The 17,221-nt window shown below is 71.2% G+C and carries 18 protein-coding genes; 16 read left to right on the forward strand and 2 right to left on the reverse strand.

What is annotated here, in order from left to right; genetic code table 11:
• Positions 1-28: 28 nt before the first annotated feature.
• Positions 29-1,546, forward strand: coding sequence for an ABC transporter substrate-binding protein (locus H1W00_RS06155; protein WP_181754587.1), 1,518 nt, complete (start codon positions 29-31; stop codon positions 1,544-1,546).
• Positions 1,547-1,629: 83 nt separating this feature from the next.
• Here the strand turns inward: H1W00_RS06155 and H1W00_RS06160 are convergent, their stop codons facing one another.
• Entirely contained in the window at positions 1,630-2,925 is a 1,296-nt protein-coding gene (locus H1W00_RS06160; RefSeq protein WP_181754596.1) for a citrate synthase, read from the reverse strand.
• Between the two features lie 244 nt (positions 2,926-3,169).
• Here H1W00_RS06160 and rplM point away from each other — a divergent pair, with 244 nt between their 5' ends.
• Genes rplM through H1W00_RS06185 form a run of 5 tightly spaced genes read left to right on the forward strand, consistent with a single transcriptional unit; the run spans position 3,170 to position 6,960 of the window.
• Entirely contained in the window at positions 3,170-3,613 is a 444-nt protein-coding gene (gene rplM / locus H1W00_RS06165) for a 50S ribosomal protein L13 (RefSeq protein WP_181754598.1), read from the forward strand.
• 18 nt (positions 3,614-3,631) lie between these two features.
• Positions 3,632-4,129, forward strand: coding sequence for a 30S ribosomal protein S9 (rpsI, locus tag H1W00_RS06170; RefSeq protein WP_181754600.1), 498 nt, complete (start codon positions 3,632-3,634; stop codon positions 4,127-4,129).
• A gap of 13 nt (positions 4,130-4,142) precedes the next feature.
• The gene (gene glmM / locus H1W00_RS06175; RefSeq protein ID WP_181754602.1) at positions 4,143-5,489 is read left to right on the forward strand and encodes a phosphoglucosamine mutase; all 1,347 of its coding nucleotides are present in this window, start codon (positions 4,143-4,145) and stop codon (positions 5,487-5,489) included.
• Between the two features lie 2 nt (positions 5,490-5,491).
• On the forward strand, positions 5,492-5,950 hold the full coding sequence (locus H1W00_RS06180) for a GNAT family N-acetyltransferase (RefSeq protein WP_338072841.1): 459 nt from the start codon (positions 5,492-5,494) through the stop codon (positions 5,948-5,950).
• A gap of 38 nt (positions 5,951-5,988) precedes the next feature.
• Positions 5,989-6,960, forward strand: a complete 972-nt coding sequence (locus H1W00_RS06185) for a GNAT family N-acetyltransferase (RefSeq protein ID WP_181754604.1) — start codon at positions 5,989-5,991, stop codon at positions 6,958-6,960.
• Positions 6,961-6,972: 12 nt separating this feature from the next.
• On the opposite strand, the gene coaA is transcribed toward H1W00_RS06185, so the two are convergent.
• The gene (gene coaA, locus H1W00_RS06190; RefSeq protein ID WP_181754606.1) at positions 6,973-7,923 is read right to left on the reverse strand and encodes a type I pantothenate kinase; all 951 of its coding nucleotides are present in this window, start codon (positions 7,921-7,923) and stop codon (positions 6,973-6,975) included.
• Between the two features lie 45 nt (positions 7,924-7,968).
• Here coaA and glmS point away from each other — a divergent pair, with 45 nt between their 5' ends.
• The 10 genes from glmS to H1W00_RS06240 all read left to right on the forward strand — a co-directional run bounded on the left by glmS (position 7,969) and on the right by H1W00_RS06240 (position 17,206).
• The gene (glmS, locus tag H1W00_RS06195; protein ID WP_181754608.1) at positions 7,969-9,813 is read left to right on the forward strand and encodes a glutamine--fructose-6-phosphate transaminase (isomerizing); all 1,845 of its coding nucleotides are present in this window, start codon (positions 7,969-7,971) and stop codon (positions 9,811-9,813) included.
• 4 nt (positions 9,814-9,817) lie between these two features.
• Positions 9,818-11,221 carry an NAD(P)H-hydrate epimerase gene (locus H1W00_RS06200; protein ID WP_181754610.1) on the forward strand — a complete coding sequence of 468 codons (1,404 nt, stop codon included), beginning with the start codon at positions 9,818-9,820 and terminating at the stop codon, positions 11,219-11,221.
• On the forward strand, positions 11,218-12,327 hold the full coding sequence (alr, locus tag H1W00_RS06205) for an alanine racemase (protein ID WP_181754611.1): 1,110 nt from the start codon (positions 11,218-11,220) through the stop codon (positions 12,325-12,327). Before H1W00_RS06200 ends, alr begins: the two co-directional genes overlap by 4 nt.
• Positions 12,324-13,307, forward strand: coding sequence for an alpha/beta fold hydrolase (locus H1W00_RS06210; protein ID WP_181754613.1), 984 nt, complete (start codon positions 12,324-12,326; stop codon positions 13,305-13,307). Before alr ends, H1W00_RS06210 begins: the two co-directional genes overlap by 4 nt.
• Positions 13,308-13,383: 76 nt before the next feature.
• Entirely contained in the window at positions 13,384-14,346 is a 963-nt protein-coding gene (gene tsaE / locus H1W00_RS06215) for a tRNA (adenosine(37)-N6)-threonylcarbamoyltransferase complex ATPase subunit type 1 TsaE (protein WP_181754622.1), read from the forward strand.
• Positions 14,347-14,402: 56 nt separating this feature from the next.
• The gene (gene tsaB / locus H1W00_RS06220; RefSeq protein ID WP_181754623.1) at positions 14,403-15,041 is read left to right on the forward strand and encodes a tRNA (adenosine(37)-N6)-threonylcarbamoyltransferase complex dimerization subunit type 1 TsaB; all 639 of its coding nucleotides are present in this window, start codon (positions 14,403-14,405) and stop codon (positions 15,039-15,041) included.
• Positions 15,038-15,469: a ribosomal protein S18-alanine N-acetyltransferase gene (rimI, locus tag H1W00_RS06225; RefSeq protein ID WP_181754625.1), complete on the forward strand. Its 432-nt coding sequence runs from the start codon at positions 15,038-15,040 to the stop codon at positions 15,467-15,469. The genes tsaB and rimI overlap by 4 nt, the downstream gene beginning before the upstream one ends.
• Positions 15,466-15,948 (forward strand): DedA family protein, encoded by a 483-nt coding sequence (locus H1W00_RS06230; protein WP_181754627.1) that lies wholly within the window; start codon positions 15,466-15,468, stop codon positions 15,946-15,948. The genes rimI and H1W00_RS06230 overlap by 4 nt, the downstream gene beginning before the upstream one ends.
• Positions 15,949-15,993: 45 nt before the next feature.
• Positions 15,994-16,407 (forward strand): DUF5709 domain-containing protein, encoded by a 414-nt coding sequence (locus H1W00_RS06235; RefSeq protein ID WP_181754629.1) that lies wholly within the window; start codon positions 15,994-15,996, stop codon positions 16,405-16,407.
• 43 nt (positions 16,408-16,450) lie between these two features.
• Positions 16,451-17,206, forward strand: coding sequence for a lysophospholipid acyltransferase family protein (locus H1W00_RS06240; RefSeq protein WP_181754631.1), 756 nt, complete (start codon positions 16,451-16,453; stop codon positions 17,204-17,206).
• Positions 17,207-17,221 lie beyond the last annotated feature (15 nt).

Genomic DNA, 17,221 nt, shown 5'->3' on the forward strand with positions numbered 1-17,221 from the left:
CGTGACCACCTGCGAAAGGAACCAGCTCATGATCAGGTCCCGAATCGGCGTCGCCGTCGCGGCCGCCGTGCTCGTCGCGGTCAGTGCCTGTGGAGGAGGAGGGTCGGACGAGGGATCGGGCAGCGGCACGCTCCGCGTGGCCACCCAGGCCGACATCTCCTCGATGGATCCCATCCGGGGCAACTCCGGTGGCGACCACCAGATGCTCTACCCGCTCTACGACACCCTCGTGTCGTTCGACAAGGACCTGAAGCCCCAGCCCGGTCTGGCCGAGTCGTGGGAGTACAAGTCGCCGACCGAGCTCGTGCTGAAGCTGCGCGAGGGCGTCACGTTCCACGACGGCGCGCCGTTCGACGCCGAGGCGGTCAAGTACAACCTCGAGCGCGCCGCGGCCGAGGGCTCCAACATCGTCGCCGACGTCGAGTCGATCGAGTCCGTCGAGGTCGTCGACGACCTCACCGTGCAGCTGAACCTCGCCCAGCCGAACTCCGCGCTCGTCATGACCCTGGCCGACCGCGCCGGGATGATGGTGTCGCCGAAGGCGGCCGAGGCCGCGGGTGGCGACCTGAGCACGAAGCCGGTGGGCGCCGGTGGCTGGAAGTTCGTCGAGTGGAAGCGCGGCGCCTCCATGACGTACGAGAAGTTCGACGACTACTGGGACAAGGACGTCGAGCGGATGGACAAGGTCGTCATCAGCGTCATGCCGGAGCCGAAGACGCGAGCCACGTCGCTGCGCTCGGGTCAGCAGGACATCGCGTGGGACATCGTGCCGTCCGACGCCGAGTCGATCCAGAAGGACGACAGCCTCACGCTCGACGAGCAGCCCCGCATGTGGACCTGGATGATCTACACGAACCGGGCCTCCAAGGAGCTCGGCGACCCGCGGGTCCGCCGGGCGCTGAGCCTGGCCATGGATCGCGACCTGCTCCTCAAGAGCGCGTACTTCGGCCTCGGTGCGAAGCCGCGCGGCTTCCTGCCCGACGGCTACTGGGCCGAGCCCGCGGACGACGTCCAGCTGGACTTCGACCTCGACGAGGCCAGGAAGCTGATCGCCGACGCCGGCGCGGAGGGCCTGACCTTCGACATGCTGCTCTACGCGGACGCCACGTCGACGCGCGTCGGGGAGATCCTCAAGGAGCAGTGGTCCGAGATCGGGGTGACCGTCAACCTGATGCCCCGTGAGGTCAACCAGGCCAACGGCGACTACTTCAACGACATCAAGACGCCGGCGTTCTTCGCGGCGTGGACCGGCCGTCCGGACCCGGCGCTGACCTACCGGCTGATGTTCACGAAGGAGGCGTACTTCAACACCTCGAAGGAGTCGACTCCCGGCATCGAGGAGGCGCTCGCCAAGGACGCCGGCCTGACCGAGCCGGAGGAGCGCAAGGCGGCGCTCGACGATGCGTCGCGGGCCGTGGTCGACGACATGCCGATCATCCCCATCGTGTTCCAGCACTCCCTGACGGGGCTGGGGGAGAAGGTCGAGGGCTTCGAGAACAACCTGCTCGGCAAGCCGAAGCTCACGGGCGTGACGTTGAAGGAGTGACCCGAGGGAGCGCCCCGGACCGTCGTCGAGGACGGTCCGGGGCGTCTCACGTCTCGACCGTGCTTCGCCGTTGCTGCGTCAGCTCACTTCCAGCGCTCGCTGGCCGGCACGAAGTCCAGCTGGCGTCCGCCGGTGTAGATCTGCTTGGGGCGGGCGATCTTCTGCTCCGGGTCGTCCACCAGCTCGAGCCACTGCGCCAGCCAGCCCGACGTGCGGGGGATGGCGAACAGGACCGTGAACATCTCCGGCGGGAACTGCAGGGCCTCGTAGATCAGGCCCGAGTAGAAGTCGACGTTCGGGTAGAGCTTGCGCTTGACGAAGTACTCGTCCTCGAGCGCGATCTTCTCCAGCTCCTGGGCGACCTCGAGCAGCGGGTTGACCCCGGTGACCTCGAAGACGTCGTCGCAGGCCTTCTTGATGATCGTGGCGCGCGGGTCGTAGTTCTTGTAGACGCGGTGACCGAAGCCCATGAGGCGCTCGTCGCCGTTCTTGACGCCCTCGATGAAGGCCGGGACGTTCTCCTTGGTCTTGATGCGCTTCAGCATCTTGAGGACGGCCTCGTTGGCGCCACCGTGCAGCGGGCCGTAGAGGGCCGCGATGCCGGCGGTGACCGCCGAGTACGGGTCGACCTGGCTGGAGCCGACCGAGCGCACCGCGTTGGTGGAGGCGTTCTGCTCGTGATCGGCGTGCAGGATGAACAGCACCTCGAGGGCCTTGGCCAGGCGCGGGTCCGGGTCGTACTTCGGCTCGCTCATGCGGAACAGCATCGAGAGGAAGTTCTCGGTGTACGACAGGTCGTTGTCGGGGTAGACGTACGGCTTGCCCTGCGCGTGGCGGAAGGACCAGGCGCCGAGGGTCGGCATCTTCGCGATCATGCGCACGATCTGCTCGTGGCGGATCTGCGGGTCCTTGATGTTGCGGGCCTCGGGGTAGAACGTCGACAGGGCGCCGACGCTCGACAGCAGCATGCCCATGGGGTGCGCGTCGTAGCGGAAGCCCTGCAGCTGGCTCTTGAGGTTCTCGTGCACGAAGGTGTGGAAGGTGATCTCGTGCACCCACTGGTCGTGCTGCTCCTTCGTGGGCAGCTCGCCGTGGATGAGCAGGTAGGCGACCTCCAGGTAGGTGGAGGACTCGGCGAGCTGCTCGATGGGGTAGCCCCGGTACTCGAGGATGCCCTTGTCGCCGTCGATGTAGGTGACGGCGCTGCGCGTGGAGGCGGTGTTGGTGAAGCCCGGGTCGTAGACGGCCAGGCCCGGGTCGTCGTCGGACTTGCCGATCTTGCCCAGGTCCGCGGCGCGGATGCTGCCGTCGGTGATCTCGACCTCGTACTCCTCGCCGGAGCGGTTGTCACGAATGGTCAGCGTCTGCTTGTCGGTCACGATTCGGGTCTCCTGTGACGTCAGAGAAGTAACGGCCGCGGGGGTGAGCGACCCACTCCAACCTAGTGTCCCCCGCACTCTCGCGCGAGAGCAGGGTCACGTTGTGGTGACCCGTTTTGACCCGCGTGGGTGCGGGCAGGTAATCTGGGCAGTCGTTGTGTTGCGGCATGTCATGTGGATCGTGCCCGACCGACGCGAAAGTCCCGACTTCACAGATTTCGATTTGCAGCGAGAAGGTCACGCCGTGCGTACGTACAGCCCGAAGCCTGCTGACATCACCCGTCAGTGGCACGTCATCGATGCCCAGGACATTGTCCTGGGCCGTCTCTCGGTTGCTGCGGCGACCCTCCTGCGAGGCAAGCACAAGCCCACCTATGCGCCCCATGTCGACGGTGGTGACTTCGTCATCATCATCAACGCCGACAAGGTCGCACTGTCGGGCAACAAGCGCTCCGACAAGAACGTCTACCGCCACAGCGGTTACCCGGGCGGCCTGAAGCAGATCGCCTACGGCGACCTGCTCGACAAGGACGCCCGCAAGGCGATCGAGAAGTCGGTGCGCGGCATGCTCCCCAAGAACCGTCTCGGCCGTCAGCTCATCACGAAGCTGAAGGTCTACGCCGGCCCGGATCACCCGCATGCCGCCCAGAAGCCCCAGCCGTTCGAGATCACGCAGATCTCCCAGTAAGCGAGAAGCAGGTTCATCGTGGCTGAGACCACCACCGAAGAGACCGAGTACACCACCAACTCCGAGGGTGTCGCCTACACGTCGGAGTCCTCCGGCGCTGCCGCGACCGGCGAGATCAAGTCGATCATCGCTCCCGGCTCGGCGACCGGCCGTCGCAAGGAGGCCGTGGCCCGGGTTCGCATCGTTCCCGGCACCGGCGTCTGGACCGTCAACGGCAAGCCGCTCGAGGAGCACCTGCCGAACAAGCTGCACCAGCAGATCGCCAAGGAGGCGCTGGCCGTCACCGGCCTGGTGGACTCCTTCGACGTGATCGCTCGCGTCAGCGGCGGCGGCATGACCGGCCAGGCCGGCGCGCTGCGTCTCGGTGTGGCCCGTTCGCTCAACGCGATCGACGTCGAGGTCAACCGACCCACCTTGAAGAAGGCCGGCCTCCTGACCCGCGACTCGCGGATCAAGGAGCGCAAGAAGGCTGGACTCAAGAAGGCCCGCAAGGCGCCGCAGTACAGCAAGCGCTGATCTGCCGGCGCGCATGGGCCGGATCTTCGGTACCGATGGTGTTCGGGGTCTGGCCAATCGGGACCTGACCGCCGAGCTCGCGGTCGACCTCTCGGTCGCCGCGGCCCACGTCCTCGGCGAGGCCGGTGCCTTCGCCGACCAGCGCCCCACGGCAGTCGTCGCCCGCGACACCCGCGCCTCCGGAGAATTCCTGGAGGCCGCGGTGGTCGCGGGTTTGGCGTCTGCGGGGGTCGACGTGCACCGCCTCGGCGTGGTGCCCACCCCCGGTGCGGCCTACCTGACGGCGTTCCTCGAGGCCGACATGGGCGTCATGATCTCCGCCAGCCACAATCCGATGCCCGACAACGGCATCAAGTTCCTGGCGCGCGGCGGGGTCAAGCTCGACGACGCGATCGAGGCTGCCATCGAGCAGCGCCTCGAGGAGCCATGGGACCGGCCCACCGGCGCCGACGTGGGTCGCGTCGGTGACAGCCACGCCGGACTCGGCGCCTACGTGCGCCACCTGCTCGACACCCTGCCCACCCGCCTCGACGGGATGCGTGTCGTCCTCGACTGCGCGAACGGCGCCACCCACGAGGCGGCCCCCGACGCCTTCGCCCGGGCGGGCGCCGAGGTCATCGCGATCCACGCCGAGCCCGACGGCCTCAACATCAACGAGCGCTGCGGCTCCACGCACCTGGACGACCTGCGCCGCGTGGTCGTCGAGCGTCGGGCCGACGTCGGCTTCGCGTTCGACGGCGACGCCGACCGCTGCCTGGCGGTCGACCAGTTCGGCGAGGTCGTCGACGGCGACCAGATCCTGGCCATCCTTGCCCTGCGCGACAAGCGCGAGGGCCTGCTGGTCGAGGACACGGTCGTCGCCACGGTGATGAGCAACGTCGGCTTCTCCCGCGCGATGGACGCCGCGGGCATCACCGTCCTGCGCACGGCGGTCGGCGACCGCTACGTGCTCGAGGAGATGCGCGCCGGGGGTTACACGCTGGGCGGCGAGCAGTCCGGCCACGTCATCATGGGCCGCCACGCCACCACCGGCGACGGCACCCTCACGGCGCTCCAGCTGGCCGCCGAGATGGCCACCACGGGCCGCACGATGTCCGAGCTGGCCTCGGTGATGCAGCGGCTGCCGCAGGTGCTCGTCAACGTCGGCGGCGTCGACCGCGCCGGTGCCGCCAGCCACGAGGTGCTGCTGGCCGAGGTCGCTGCCGCCGAGGAGAAGCTCGGCGACTCCGGTCGCGTGCTGCTGCGTCCCTCGGGCACCGAGCCGGTCGTGCGCGTGATGGTCGAGGCGCCCACCGCCGACCAGGCGCAGGAGATCGCCGACCACCTCGCCGGCGTCGTCCGCACGACCCTCGCGCTCTGACCGTGGTCACCGTGGAGCCCGGAGGGCTCGAACGTGACGACGTCCGCGCGCTGCTGTCCGAGCACCTCACCGAGATGTTCGCCACCAGCCCCGCCGAGAGCGTGCACGCGCTCGACCTCGACGCCCTGCGGCACGAGGCGATCAGCTTCTGGACGGCTCGCGAGGACGGCCGGCTGCTGGGCTGCGGAGCGCTCAAGGACCTCGGATCGGGGCACGGTGAGATCAAGTCGATGCGCACGACGGCGCTCGCCCGCGGCCGCGGTGTGGCCACCACGCTGCTCGACCACCTCGTCCGGAACGCGCGCGAACGCGGTTTCACCCGGCTGAGCCTCGAGACCGGCACCGAGCCGTACTTCGCTCCCGCCCGGCGCCTCTACGTCCGTCACGGGTTCGAGCCGTGCGAGCCGTTCGCCGACTACGTGCCCGACCCCCACAGCGTCTTCCTCACCCGCGCGATCTGACCCTGTCGGCGCCCGTGCTTCGGTGCGAGAATGCCCGGGTGAGCTTGACCATCGACGTGCTCGATCCCACCGACCACGGCAGTTTCGTGGAGTTCCACGACGTCTACCTGCGGTCCAACGAGCGCTACATCGACCAGCCGTGGTCCGCCGACGAGCTGCGCGTGCTGCTCATCGGCGACGCCTACACCCGCTGCGACTCCCTGCTGCTGCGCGACGGCGAGACCGTCGTCGCGGTGGCGCTGGCCGAGCTGCCCGAGCGAGACAACGCCACCACCGCGTTCGCGGAGGTGTGGGTGCCGCCCGAGCTGCGACGGCGCGGCCACGGCACCGCCCTGCTCGAGCGCCTGGAGCTGCGCGTGGCCGAGGACGGCCGCGACCAGGTCCTCACCGAGACGCTGCGCCCGATCGAGGACGAGACCGGGTCCGGGCGTGAGTTCATGCTGGCCAGCGGCTACCGCTTCGACACGCAGTTGGTCCAACGCGAGCTCGCCCTGCCAGCCGACGTGCCGCCCGCCGAGCCCCGGGACGGGTACACCCTGGCCGCGTGGCGGGGCGCCCCGCCGCAGCAGTGGCTCGAGCAGTACGCGCACCTGCGCGCGCTGCTCAACCAGGAGGCGCCGTCCGGGGAGACGCAGCTGGAGAACGAGTACTGGGACCCCGACCGGCTGCTGCACGAGGTCGACCAGTGGAAGCGCCAGCGCCGGGTAGCCCAGACCGTGGTGGCGGTCGCGCCCGACGGCGCGCTCGCCGGCCACACGCAGCTGCTGTTCCCGCACGGGACGCCCGAGGTCTACCAGTGGGACACCCTCGTGCTGCCCGAGCACCGCGGCCACGGGCTCGGCTTCTCGCTCAAGCAGCAGGCCATGCGCGAGTCCAGCGACCTGATGCCCGGCCGTCGCCGCGTCGTCACGTGGAACGACGCCCAGAACGACCACATGATCGCCGTCAACGAGGACCTCGGCTACCGCGCCAGCGCGTGGGCCGACCAGTGGGTCAAGCACCTCGCCTGACGGTGCCAGCGGTCAGAGCTTGCGCAGCCGGACCCACTCGACCGTGTGGTCGGCCGACTTGCGCAGCACGAGGTCGGCGCGGCCGCGGGTGGTGGCCACGTTCTCGCGCAGGTTCGGCCAGTTGATCGTGTCCCAGAGCTCCTCGGCGCGCATGACGGCCTCGGCGTCGGTCAGGGTGCTGTAGCGGTGGAAGTACGACGCGGGATCGGCGAAGGCGGTCTCGCGCAGCCGCAGGAACCGGCTGATGTACCAGCGGCGGATGTCGCGGCTGTTCGCGTCGACGTAGACCGAGAAGTCGAAGAAGTCGCTGATCGCCAGGCCCGGCGAGCCGTCGCCACGGGTGCGCGGGGGAGCGAGGACGTTGAGGCCCTCGACGATGAGGATGTCGGGACGCTTCAGCGAGACGGTCTCGTCGGTGCGGTCGTAGGTGAGGTGGTCGTAGACCGGCGCCTCGATGTGCTCGGCGCCGCTCTTGGCCTGCATGACGAAGCGCAGCAGCGCCTTGCGGTCGTACGACTCGGGGAACCCCTTGCGGTGCATGATGCCGCGCCGCTCGAGCTCGGCGTTCGGCAGCAGGAAGCCGTCGGTGGTCACGAGGGCGACGTGCGCGTGGTCGTCGTGCTGGGCCAGCAGGTCGCGCAGCAGGCGCGCCGTGGTGGACTTGCCGACCGCGACCGATCCGGCCAGGCCGATGATGAACGGCACACGGTCGGGCTGGGGATCGCCGAGGAACCGCTCGGTGGCCCGGTAGAGCGCCTCGGCGAGCCGGACGCGCAGGCTGATGAGCTGCGTGAGGGGCACGTAGACCTGCTGCACCTCCTCGAGATCGAGCTCCTCCCCGAGGCCCCGGACGCGCTCGATCTCCTCGCCGGACATCGGTTGGACGGCATCGCGTGCGAGCTCGGCCCACGCGGAGCGTTCGAGCTCCACGTAGGGGGACGGGTCCCGTGACATACCGACCATTGTTGCCAGCGACCTCGCCCACCGCTCAGTCGGTACCCTGAACCCATGTGTGGAATCGTCGGATACGTGGGCCATCGCCAGGCGCTGGACGTCGTGATGGGCGGTCTGCGACGGCTGGAATACCGCGGCTACGACTCCACCGGAGTCGGCGTCGTCGACGGCGACCGGATCGCCTGGGCGAAGAAGGCCGGCAAGCTCGCGAACCTCGACGCCGAGCTGTCCGAGCACCCGCTCCCGGCGTCCACCACCGGCATCGGCCACACGCGCTGGGCCACCCATGGCGGCCCCACCGACGCGAACGCCCACCCCCACCTCGACCCGGGTGAGCGGGTCGCCGTCGTGCACAACGGCATCATCGAGAACTTCATGGTCCTGCGCGACGACCTCGAGGCCGCGGGCTACGAGTTCGCGTCCGAGACCGACACCGAGGTCGTCGCCCACCTCCTGCACCGCGAACTGCAGCAGACCGCCGACCTCCCCGACGCCGTGCGCGCGGTGTGCCGACAGCTCCAGGGCGCGTTCACCCTCGTGTTCGCCGACGCCCTGAACCCCGGCGTCGTCGTGGGCGCCCGGCGCAACTCCCCGCTCGTGGTGGGACGGGGCGACGGCGAGAACTTCCTCGGCTCCGACGTGGCGGCGTTCATCGACTACACGGCCGAGGCCATCGAGCTGGGCCAGGACCAGGTCGTCACGATCACCGCCGACTCGATCGAGGTCACCGACTTCGACGGCCGCGAGGCGCCCACCACCGCCTACACGGTCGACTGGGACGTCACCGCCGCCGAGAAGGGCGGCTACGAGTGGTTCATGGCCAAGGAGATCGACGAGCAGCCCAAGGCCGTCGCCGACACCCTGCTCGGCCGCGTCGGGGCCGACGGCCGTCTCCAGCTCGACGAGATGCGCCTGTCCGACGACGAGCTGCGCGAGATCGACAAGATCATCGTCATCGCGTGCGGCACCGCCTCCTACGCCGGCCTCGTGGCCAAGTACGCGATCGAGCACTGGACCCGCATCCCCTGCGAGGTCGAGCTCGCGTCGGAGTTCCGCTACCGCGACCCGATCATCGACCGCTCCACGCTGGTCGTGGCGATCAGCCAGTCGGGCGAGACCATGGACACCCTCATGGCCATCCGCTACGCGCGCCAGCAGCGCGCCCGGGTGCTGTCGATCTGCAACACCAACGGCTCCACGATCCCGCGCGAGTCCGACGCGGTGATCTACACGCACGCGGGTCCCGAGATCGCGGTCGCGTCCACCAAGGGCTTCCTCTCGCAGATGGTCGCCTGCTACCTGCTCGGTCTCTACCTGGCCCAGGTCAAGGGCGCGAAGTACGGCGACGAGATCAGCCACGTCATCGACGAGCTGCACGCCATTCCCGCGAAGGTCCAGCGGATGCTCGACGAGGGCGACCAGGTGCGCAAGCTCGCGGCCGACCTCGTCGACCGTCGCTCGTTCCTCTTCCTGGGCCGCCACGTCGGCTTCCCCGTCGCGCTCGAGGGCGCGCTGAAGCTCAAGGAGCTGGCCTACGTCCACGCCGAGGGGTTCGCCGCCGGTGAGCTCAAGCACGGGCCGATCGCGCTGGTCGAGAAGGGCCTGCCGATGTTCGTCGTCGTGCCGCCCCGGGCGCGCGACCAGCTGCAGGAGAAGATCGTCAGCAACATCCAGGAGGTGCGGGCCCGCGGTGCCTACACGATCGTCCTGGTCGAGGACGGCGACGACTCGGTCGTACCCTTCGCCGACGTCGTGATCCGGCTGCCGAGGACGCCCACCCTCCTGCAGCCCCTCGTGGCCACCGTGCCGCTGCAGATCTTCGCGGGCGAGCTGGCCGAGCTGCTGGGTCACGACGTCGACCAGCCGCGCAACCTGGCCAAGTCCGTCACGGTCGAGTGATCCGATGCTGACCGCCCACACCGTCGCGCAGGTGCGCGCGGCGGAGGAGGTCGCCGCCGCCGAGCGGGGCTGGGACGCCCTCATGCAGAGCGCCGCCACGGCGCTGGCGCACCGGGTCTCGCGGGTCGTGCCCGCCCACGAGGCGCTCGTCGTCCTGGTCGGTCCGGGCAACAACGGCGGCGACGCGCTGTTCGCCGCCGCGCACTGGTGCCGCGAGGGCCGTCGGGTCAACCTGTGCCTGCTCGACCCGGCGGCGGTACACCCCGCCGGGCTGGAGGCCGCGCGCGAGGCCGGTGCCCGCGTGGTCGGGGGACCCGAGGGCCACCGCTTCGTCGTGGACGCGATCTTCGGCATCGGGGCGCGCCCCGGGCTCGAGGGCACGGCGGCCGCGTGGGCGCGGTGGATCGAGCGCGAGCGGCCCTTCGTGGTGGCCGTCGACGTGCCGTCGGGCATCGGCGTCGACGACGGCCGGCTCGACGGGCCCGCGGTCCGCGCCGACCTGACCGTCACCTTCGCCACCGCCAAGTACGGCCTGCTGGCCGGTCCGGCGGCCGAGCTGGCCGGCGAGGTGGACGTCGTCGACATCGGACTTGACCTCGCCGCCGAGTCCGCCCTGGAGGCGCTCGGGCCGGGCGACGGGCCGCGGTTCCGCGACGCCATCGTGCCGGGACGTGACGCCCACAAGTACACGCGCGGCGTACTGGGAGTCCGAGCCGGCTCCCCGCAGTACGCCGGTGCCGCGCACCTCTGCGTCGCGGGGGCCCAAGCCGGTCCGGCGGGCATGATCCGCTTCGTCGGCGCCCAGGAGCTGGCGCGCCGGGTGGTCGACCGCGCGCCCGAGATCGTCGCCCGCCGCGGCCGGGTCCAGGCGTGGGTCGTCGGGTCGGGCGGCGAGGACACGCCCGCGCCGCTCGCCGCCGCGCTCCGCGACGGCGTGCCGGTGGTCGTGGACGCGACGGCGCTGCACCACCTGCCCGACACCTTCGAGGTCGACGCCCTCCTGACGCCGCACGCCGGCGAGCTCGCCGCGGTGCTGGACACCGACCGCGAAGCCGTCGAGGCCGACCCGCTGCGCCACGCCCGCGAGGCCGCCGCGCGGTGGGGCGCCACGGTGCTGCTCAAGGGGCCGCGCACCGTCATCGCCGCTCCCGACGGCCGCCTGCGGGTGAACCTCACCGGTACCCCGTGGCTCGGTACGGCCGGCTCGGGTGACGTGCTGGCGGGCTTCATCGGCTCGTTGCTGGCCGGCGGTCTCGACTCCTTCGACGCCGGCTCGGTGGGCGCCCTGCTGCACGGGCTCGCCGCCGAGCGCCTCGGCGGCCCCCTCGTCGCCTCCGGCGTCGCGCGCGAGCTGCGCCCCGTCCTCCACGACTTCTGTGACGACGTTCCCCGGGGTGGCCGTCCGTGAGCGCCAACGCGGAGCTCGTCATCGACCTCGACCAGTACCGCGCCAACCTCGCGGCGCTGCGGGCCCACGCGCCCGGAGCCCTGCAGATGGCCGTGGTGAAGGCGAACGCGTACGGGCACGGGATGGTCCCCGTCGCGCGCGCCGCCCGGCAGGCCTCGGTGGACTGGCTCGGGGTCGCCACGCCGGCCGAGGCGCTGGAGTTGCGCGCCGCCGGCGACCACGGGCCGCTCCTGTGCTGGCTCGCGGTGCCCGGCGCTCCCTTCACCGAGCTGATCGGCGCGGACGTCGAGATGACCGCCTCCGGCGTCGACCAGCTCGAGGCCATCGCCGCCGCCGGCGACCGCCCGCGCGTCCAGCTCAAGGTCGACACGGGGCTGTCGCGCAACGGTGCCTTCGGGCCGCACTGGGACGATCTCGTGGCGGCCGCCGCTCGCATGCAGGCCGCCGGCCGGATCGAGGTCACGGGCGTCTGGTCGCACTTCGCCAGCGCCGACGAGCCCGAGCACCCGGCGAACGACCACCAGGAGGCCGTGTTCCGGGCCGCGGTCGACCAGCTGGCCGCCGCGGGCGTCCACCCGGCGCTGCGCCACCTCGCGAACTCCGCCGCGGCGGTCACACGCCCGTCCTCGCACTTCGACCTGGTCCGCCTCGGCATCGCCACCTACGGCATCGCCCCCGACCCGGCGGTCCCCGTACCCGACGTGCGTCCGATCCTGACCGCGCGCACCGTGCTGGCGAACGTCAAACGGGTCCCGGCGGGCAGCTCCGTGTCCTACGGCTGGCGCTGGAGCGCCGACCGTGAGACCACCCTCGGCCTCGTCCCGGTGGGCTACGGCGAAGGCATCCACCGCACCGCCTCGAACCGGGCGCAGGTGGGGTTCGCGGGTGGCCGCGCGCCCGTCCGTGGGACGATCTGCATGGACCAGCTGGTCGTCGACCTGGGCGACCGGCCCGCCCGGATCGGCGATCCGGTCACGGTGTTCGGGCCCGGCGACGACGGCGAGCCCACCGCCCAGGACTGGGCGGACGCCGCCGGCACGATCGCCTACGAGATCGTCACGCGCCTCGCCGGACGGTGGTCCCGGACCTACCGAGGAGAGCGATGACATCGGTCGCAGGACGTGTCGCAGCCACCGCAGGCGCCTTCGCGGCGGCGGGGGTGGCCGGTGCCGCCGCGACGATCCTCAACAAGCGCAAGACCGAGCAGCGCCGCCTCCAGCGTGGCGAGGAGATCGCGTTCGGCACGGTTCGTGGCGACTCGTACTACGTCTCCGCCGCCGACGACGTCCCGATCCACGTCGAGGTCGACGAGGGCCCGGCGCCGACCGTCGTCTTCGTGCACGGCTGGATGTGCGACCTCGACACGTGGCACTTCCAGCGCCTCGCGCTGCGCGACCAGGCCCGTCTCGTGTTCATGGAGCAGCGATCGCACGGACGCTCCGGACGCAGCGGTCCGCGCAACTCCTCGCTCCACGACATGGCCGACGACCTGCGCCGCGTGCTGGACGCGCACGCCGCCGAGGGGCCCGTGGTCATCGTCGGGCACTCGATGGGCGGCATGGCCGTCATGCAGGTGGCCCAGCTCGATCCCGAGCTGTTCGACGACCGCGTGAAGGGCGTCGTGCTCATCAGCACGAGCGCCGGCCAGCTGATGCGACGCAGCCCCGGCCTGCGCTTCGTCGTGCCGCTGGTGAAGGCCGCCAGCCCGCTGCTCGACTGGGGCCGCGAGTTCAACAGCTACTCGATCATCCGTCGCTGGGCGTTCGGGGCGCACGCGCAGCCTGCGATCGTCGACATGGCCGACGAGATGATCCTGCGCGCCCCCACCGCGGTGGTGCTGAACTTCTACGACAACTTCGTCGAGCTCGACCTCGGGGCGGGACTGGGCGCCATCTCGCGCTGCCGCACCTCGGTGGTGTGCGGGACGAAGGACGTGATGACGCCGTTCAGCCACAGCCGCTGGCTCGCGCGCCACATCGCCGGAGCCGAGCTCGTGCCGGTCAACGACGCCGGCCACATGGTGATGCTGGAGGAGCACGAGCAGGTGACGGAGGCGATCGAGCGGGTCCTGAAGGACATCGCATGAGCGAGCGCCAGCGAGTGATCGAGAGTCCCCTCATGCCGGTGCCGACGTACTGTGCTTCTCCCACGGAGGTGGCGGCATGAGCAGTGAGCTCGACGTCACGCTGGTCGGGCCGGACCGCGCGGCCGAGGTCGTCGGAGTCATCCACCGTGCCTTCGCCGCGCGCCCGCCCCTCGACCCGCCCGCCACGGCCGGCGACGAGACCGTCGAGACGGTGGCCGCCTCGCTCGAGCGCGACGGCGGCCTGCTGGCCACCCGACGCGGCCACCCGATGGGCGCGATCCTGTTCGACCGCTCCCGTCCGGGGATGCTGGGTTTGAAGCGCGTCAGCGTCGACCCGCTCGGCCGCGACCGCGGCGTCGCGTCCGTCATGGTCGGCGTCGCCGAGGACGTGGCCGAGGAGCAGGGCATGGACGGCATCTGGCTGACCGTGCGCGAGGAGCTTCCGGCCAACTACCGGTTCTGGAACCACCGGCTGTACCTGCCGGTGCGCCAGGACGGTCCCACGATCGAGATGGGCAAGACCCTGTGGCTGGCGCGCGAGGTGCCTGACGCCGACACGATGCGCGACCTCGCCGCACGCGTCGCCGGGCTGCTGCGCCCCGGTGACCTGCTCGTGCTGACGGGTGGTCTCGGTGCCGGCAAGACCACGTTCACGCAGGGCCTCGGCGAGGCGCTCGGCGTCCGCGGGCCCGTGACGTCCCCGACCTTCGTGATCGCGCGCACCCACCCCAGCGAGGTGGGCGGCCCGCCGCTCGTGCACGTGGACGCCTACCGCCTCGGCGACGCGGCCGAGATCGACGACATCGACCTCGACGCCACGACGGACGAGTCCGTGACGGTCGTGGAATGGGGCGAGGGGATGGCCGAGCAGCTGTCCGACAGCTGGCTGTCGATTTCGATCGAGACCCGCGCGGCCAGTCCGGGCGATCCGCTCGGCACGGCCTGCGGCATCCCGTCGGACGAGATGCGCGTGGTCTCGATCCGGCCCCACGGCCGGCGCTGGCTCGAGGTCCCGCTGCGCACCGCCCTGCTCGGCTGAGCCCGGCACGCCGAGCGCGTTCGGACCCTGCGATGCCCCGCAACTAGGCTGGGCCCGTGCTGCTGCTCGCGTTCGACACCGCCACCCCGGCGATCTCCGTCGCCCTCCACGACGGCTCGTCCGTCGTCGCCGAGGCGACGGGGGAGGGCGCCATGGCTCACGGCGAGCTGCTGGCGCCCGCGATCCGCACGGCGCTCGCGCGGGCGGGAGTCACTCCCTCCGACCTCACCGACGTCGCGGTCGGCGTCGGTCCGGGCCCGTTCACCGGGCTGCGTGTCGGTGTCGTCACGGCACTCACGCTGGGCCAGACCCTCGGCCTGGCCATGCACGGCGTGTGCTCGCTGGACATCCTCGCCGCCGAGGCCGCGGGCCTGCTCGACACCGACTTCGTCGTGGCCACGGACGCGCGTCGCAAGGAGGTCTACTGGGGCCGCTTCCGCGCCGACGGGTCGCGCGTCACCGGCCCCGACGTTGACTACCCCGACACCGTCGCCGCGCTCGGACTGCCGGTGGTGGGCCGCGGGGGAGTGCTGTACGCCGACCGGCTCACGGCGGTCGCGGGCGCGCCGCTCGACCCGTCCGCCGCCGCCCTGGCCGGCCTCGTCGCCGCCGGGAGGGCCGCCGAGCTCCCGCTCGAGCCGCTGTACCTGCGCCGACCCGACGCGATGCCCCAGGTCGCGCCCAAGCTGGCATGATCCGGTCCGCGGGCCTGCGTGACCTCGACACGCTGGAGTCGATCGAGAACGCGAGCTTCGGCCGCGACGCGTGGTCGTCCGGCCAGGTCCGCGACGAGCTCGTGGGCGACCGGATCGTCCTGGCGCTCGTCGACGAGTTCGGCGTCCGCGGCTACGCCTCGCTGCGGATGTTCGCCCCCGACGCCGAGCTGATGCGCATCGCCGTGGGTCTGGGGTCGCGGCGCCAGGGTGTGGGCTCGGAGCTGCTCGAGGCCGTGCAGGACGCGGCCCGCGCTCGCGGCGCCGAGCGGCTCCTGCTCGAGGTCGCCGACGACAACGAGGCTGCGCTCGCGCTCTACCGCCGTGCCGGGTACCGCGAGACCGGCCGCCGCCGCGGCTACTACCGCTCGGGCTCGGACGCCGTGCTCATGGAGCTGGGCTTGGCATGACCGAGCTGCTCGACTCCATCCGCGCGTGGCCGTGGTTCTGGGCGTGGCTGACGTTCTTCGTCATCGTGCTGCTGCGGGCCGGCGCCACCTACGGGATCGGGCGCGCGATCGCCGCCGGCCTGCTGCGTGAGCGCGAGCCCGGTCCGCGCGTCCGGGCCGCCATGCGACAGGTCGACCGGTGGGGTCCTCCGGCCGTCACCGTGAGCTTCTTCACGGTCGGTGCGCAGACCGCGGTGAACCTGGGCGCGGGCCTCGCGCGCATGTCGTTCCCGCGCTACCTGACCGGTCTCGTGCCGGGCGCGGTGATCTGGGCGACCATCTGGTCGACCATCGGGATGAGTGCGTTCCTGGCCGTCTTCACGGGCGGATCCGAGCGTCTCGCCTGGCTCTTCGTGCTGATGGTCGTGGTCGTCGTGGCGGTCCTGCTGAAGCGCTCGGCCAGCCAGGCCGACCCCGCGCGCGAGCCCGGCCCGGACTGATCCGCACGACCGGCGCCTGCTCCGGGTGCGTGGCAAGGTGGAGGCATGACTGATCCGCGCAACCAGCCCCCGGCCCCTTCCCAGTACCTGAGCCAGGACCAGGACCAGGACACGCTGCTCGGTCGCGAGACCCATGACCCGCTCGACGAGGGGCTGACCGCTCCCGAGCGCTGGTCGGCCGGCGAGGGATTCGGCACGACGGTCGACGAGCAGATCCAGGGCGAGTCGTTCGAGCAGCGCCTCTCGCAGGAGGAGCCTGACGTCGACCCCGACTCCGAGTGGAGCGAGGAGGACCTCGACGACGGTGAGGTCGGTGGTCGTCGCTCGGGCCGCCTCGTCGATCCCGAAGGCGGCAACGGCGTCGACCACGTGTCCGAGCTCGTCGGCGACGATGTCGGCATCGACGGTGCCGGTGCGAGTGCCGAGGAGGCCGCGGTCCACGTCGTCGAGGACGAGTGACGAGAAGCCTCATCGGTGAACGCGCGTGCACTAGGGTTCACGCATGCGCGACGTGACGTACCCGCCCATCATCGGCACGGCCAAGACGCTGTTCCGGGTGCTGGGCATCAGCTTCCAGACGTCCGGCACCGAGCACATCCCGCGTGAGGGTGGGGCCATCCTGGCCTCCAACCACGTCAGCTACGTCGACTTCATCTTCAACGGACTCGCCGCCCAGCCCGCCGGCCGGCTCGTGCGCTTCATGGCGAAGAAGGAGGCGTTCGAGCACAAGGTCTCCGGACCGATCATGCGCTCGATGCACCACATCCCGGTCGACCGGGCCCAGGGCGAGGCGTCGCTGCACGAGGCCGCCGACTACGCCCGCCGCGGCGAGATCGTCGGGATCTTCCCCGAGGCCACGATCAGCCGGTCGATGGAGGTCAAGGAGATCAAGACCGGTGCCGTGCGCGCCGCCGCCGAGGGCGGTGTGCCGCTCGTCCCGATGGTCGTCTGGGGCACGCAGCTGCTCAAGACGAAGGACCACGAGGCCGACCTGTGGGGCCGCGGCAAGACGATCGCGCTCCACGTCGGTGAGCCGATCCCGGTGACGGGGGAGGACCCGGTCGCCGAGACGGCGCTGCTGCACGACTCGCTGACGGCCCTGCTCGACAAGGCGATCCACGAGTACCCCGTCTCGCCCGAGGGCCAGTGGTGGGCCCCGGCCCGCTACGGCGGCACCGCTCCCACGCCCGAGGAGGCCCGCCGCCTCGACCTCGAGGAGAAGGCGGCCCGCGACGCCAGGCGCGCCGAGCGGGGCTGAGCCTGCGCACCGACG

The organism is Aeromicrobium phoceense, assembly GCF_013868155.1.
Taxonomy (GTDB): domain Bacteria; phylum Actinomycetota; class Actinomycetes; order Propionibacteriales; family Nocardioidaceae; genus Aeromicrobium; species Aeromicrobium phoceense.

Coding starts and splice junctions, on each gene's coding strand:
- H1W00_RS06155 (WP_181754587.1), top strand. CDS start 29: ATGATCAGGTCCCGAATCGGCGTCGCCGTCGCGGCCGCCGTGCTCGTC.
- glmM (WP_181754602.1), top strand. CDS start 4,143: ATGGGCCGGATCTTCGGTACCGATGGTGTTCGGGGTCTGGCCAATCGG.
- coaA (WP_181754606.1), bottom strand. CDS start 7,923: ATGGTCGGTATGTCACGGGACCCGTCCCCCTACGTGGAGCTCGAACGC.
- glmS (WP_181754608.1), top strand. CDS start 7,969: ATGTGTGGAATCGTCGGATACGTGGGCCATCGCCAGGCGCTGGACGTC.
- H1W00_RS06200 (WP_181754610.1), top strand. CDS start 9,818: ATGCTGACCGCCCACACCGTCGCGCAGGTGCGCGCGGCGGAGGAGGTC.
- H1W00_RS06210 (WP_181754613.1), top strand. CDS start 12,324: ATGACATCGGTCGCAGGACGTGTCGCAGCCACCGCAGGCGCCTTCGCG.
- tsaE (WP_181754622.1), top strand. CDS start 13,384: ATGAGCAGTGAGCTCGACGTCACGCTGGTCGGGCCGGACCGCGCGGCC.
- rimI (WP_181754625.1), top strand. CDS start 15,038: ATGATCCGGTCCGCGGGCCTGCGTGACCTCGACACGCTGGAGTCGATC.
- H1W00_RS06230 (WP_181754627.1), top strand. CDS start 15,466: ATGACCGAGCTGCTCGACTCCATCCGCGCGTGGCCGTGGTTCTGGGCG.
- H1W00_RS06235 (WP_181754629.1), top strand. CDS start 15,994: ATGACTGATCCGCGCAACCAGCCCCCGGCCCCTTCCCAGTACCTGAGC.
- H1W00_RS06240 (WP_181754631.1), top strand. CDS start 16,451: ATGCGCGACGTGACGTACCCGCCCATCATCGGCACGGCCAAGACGCTG.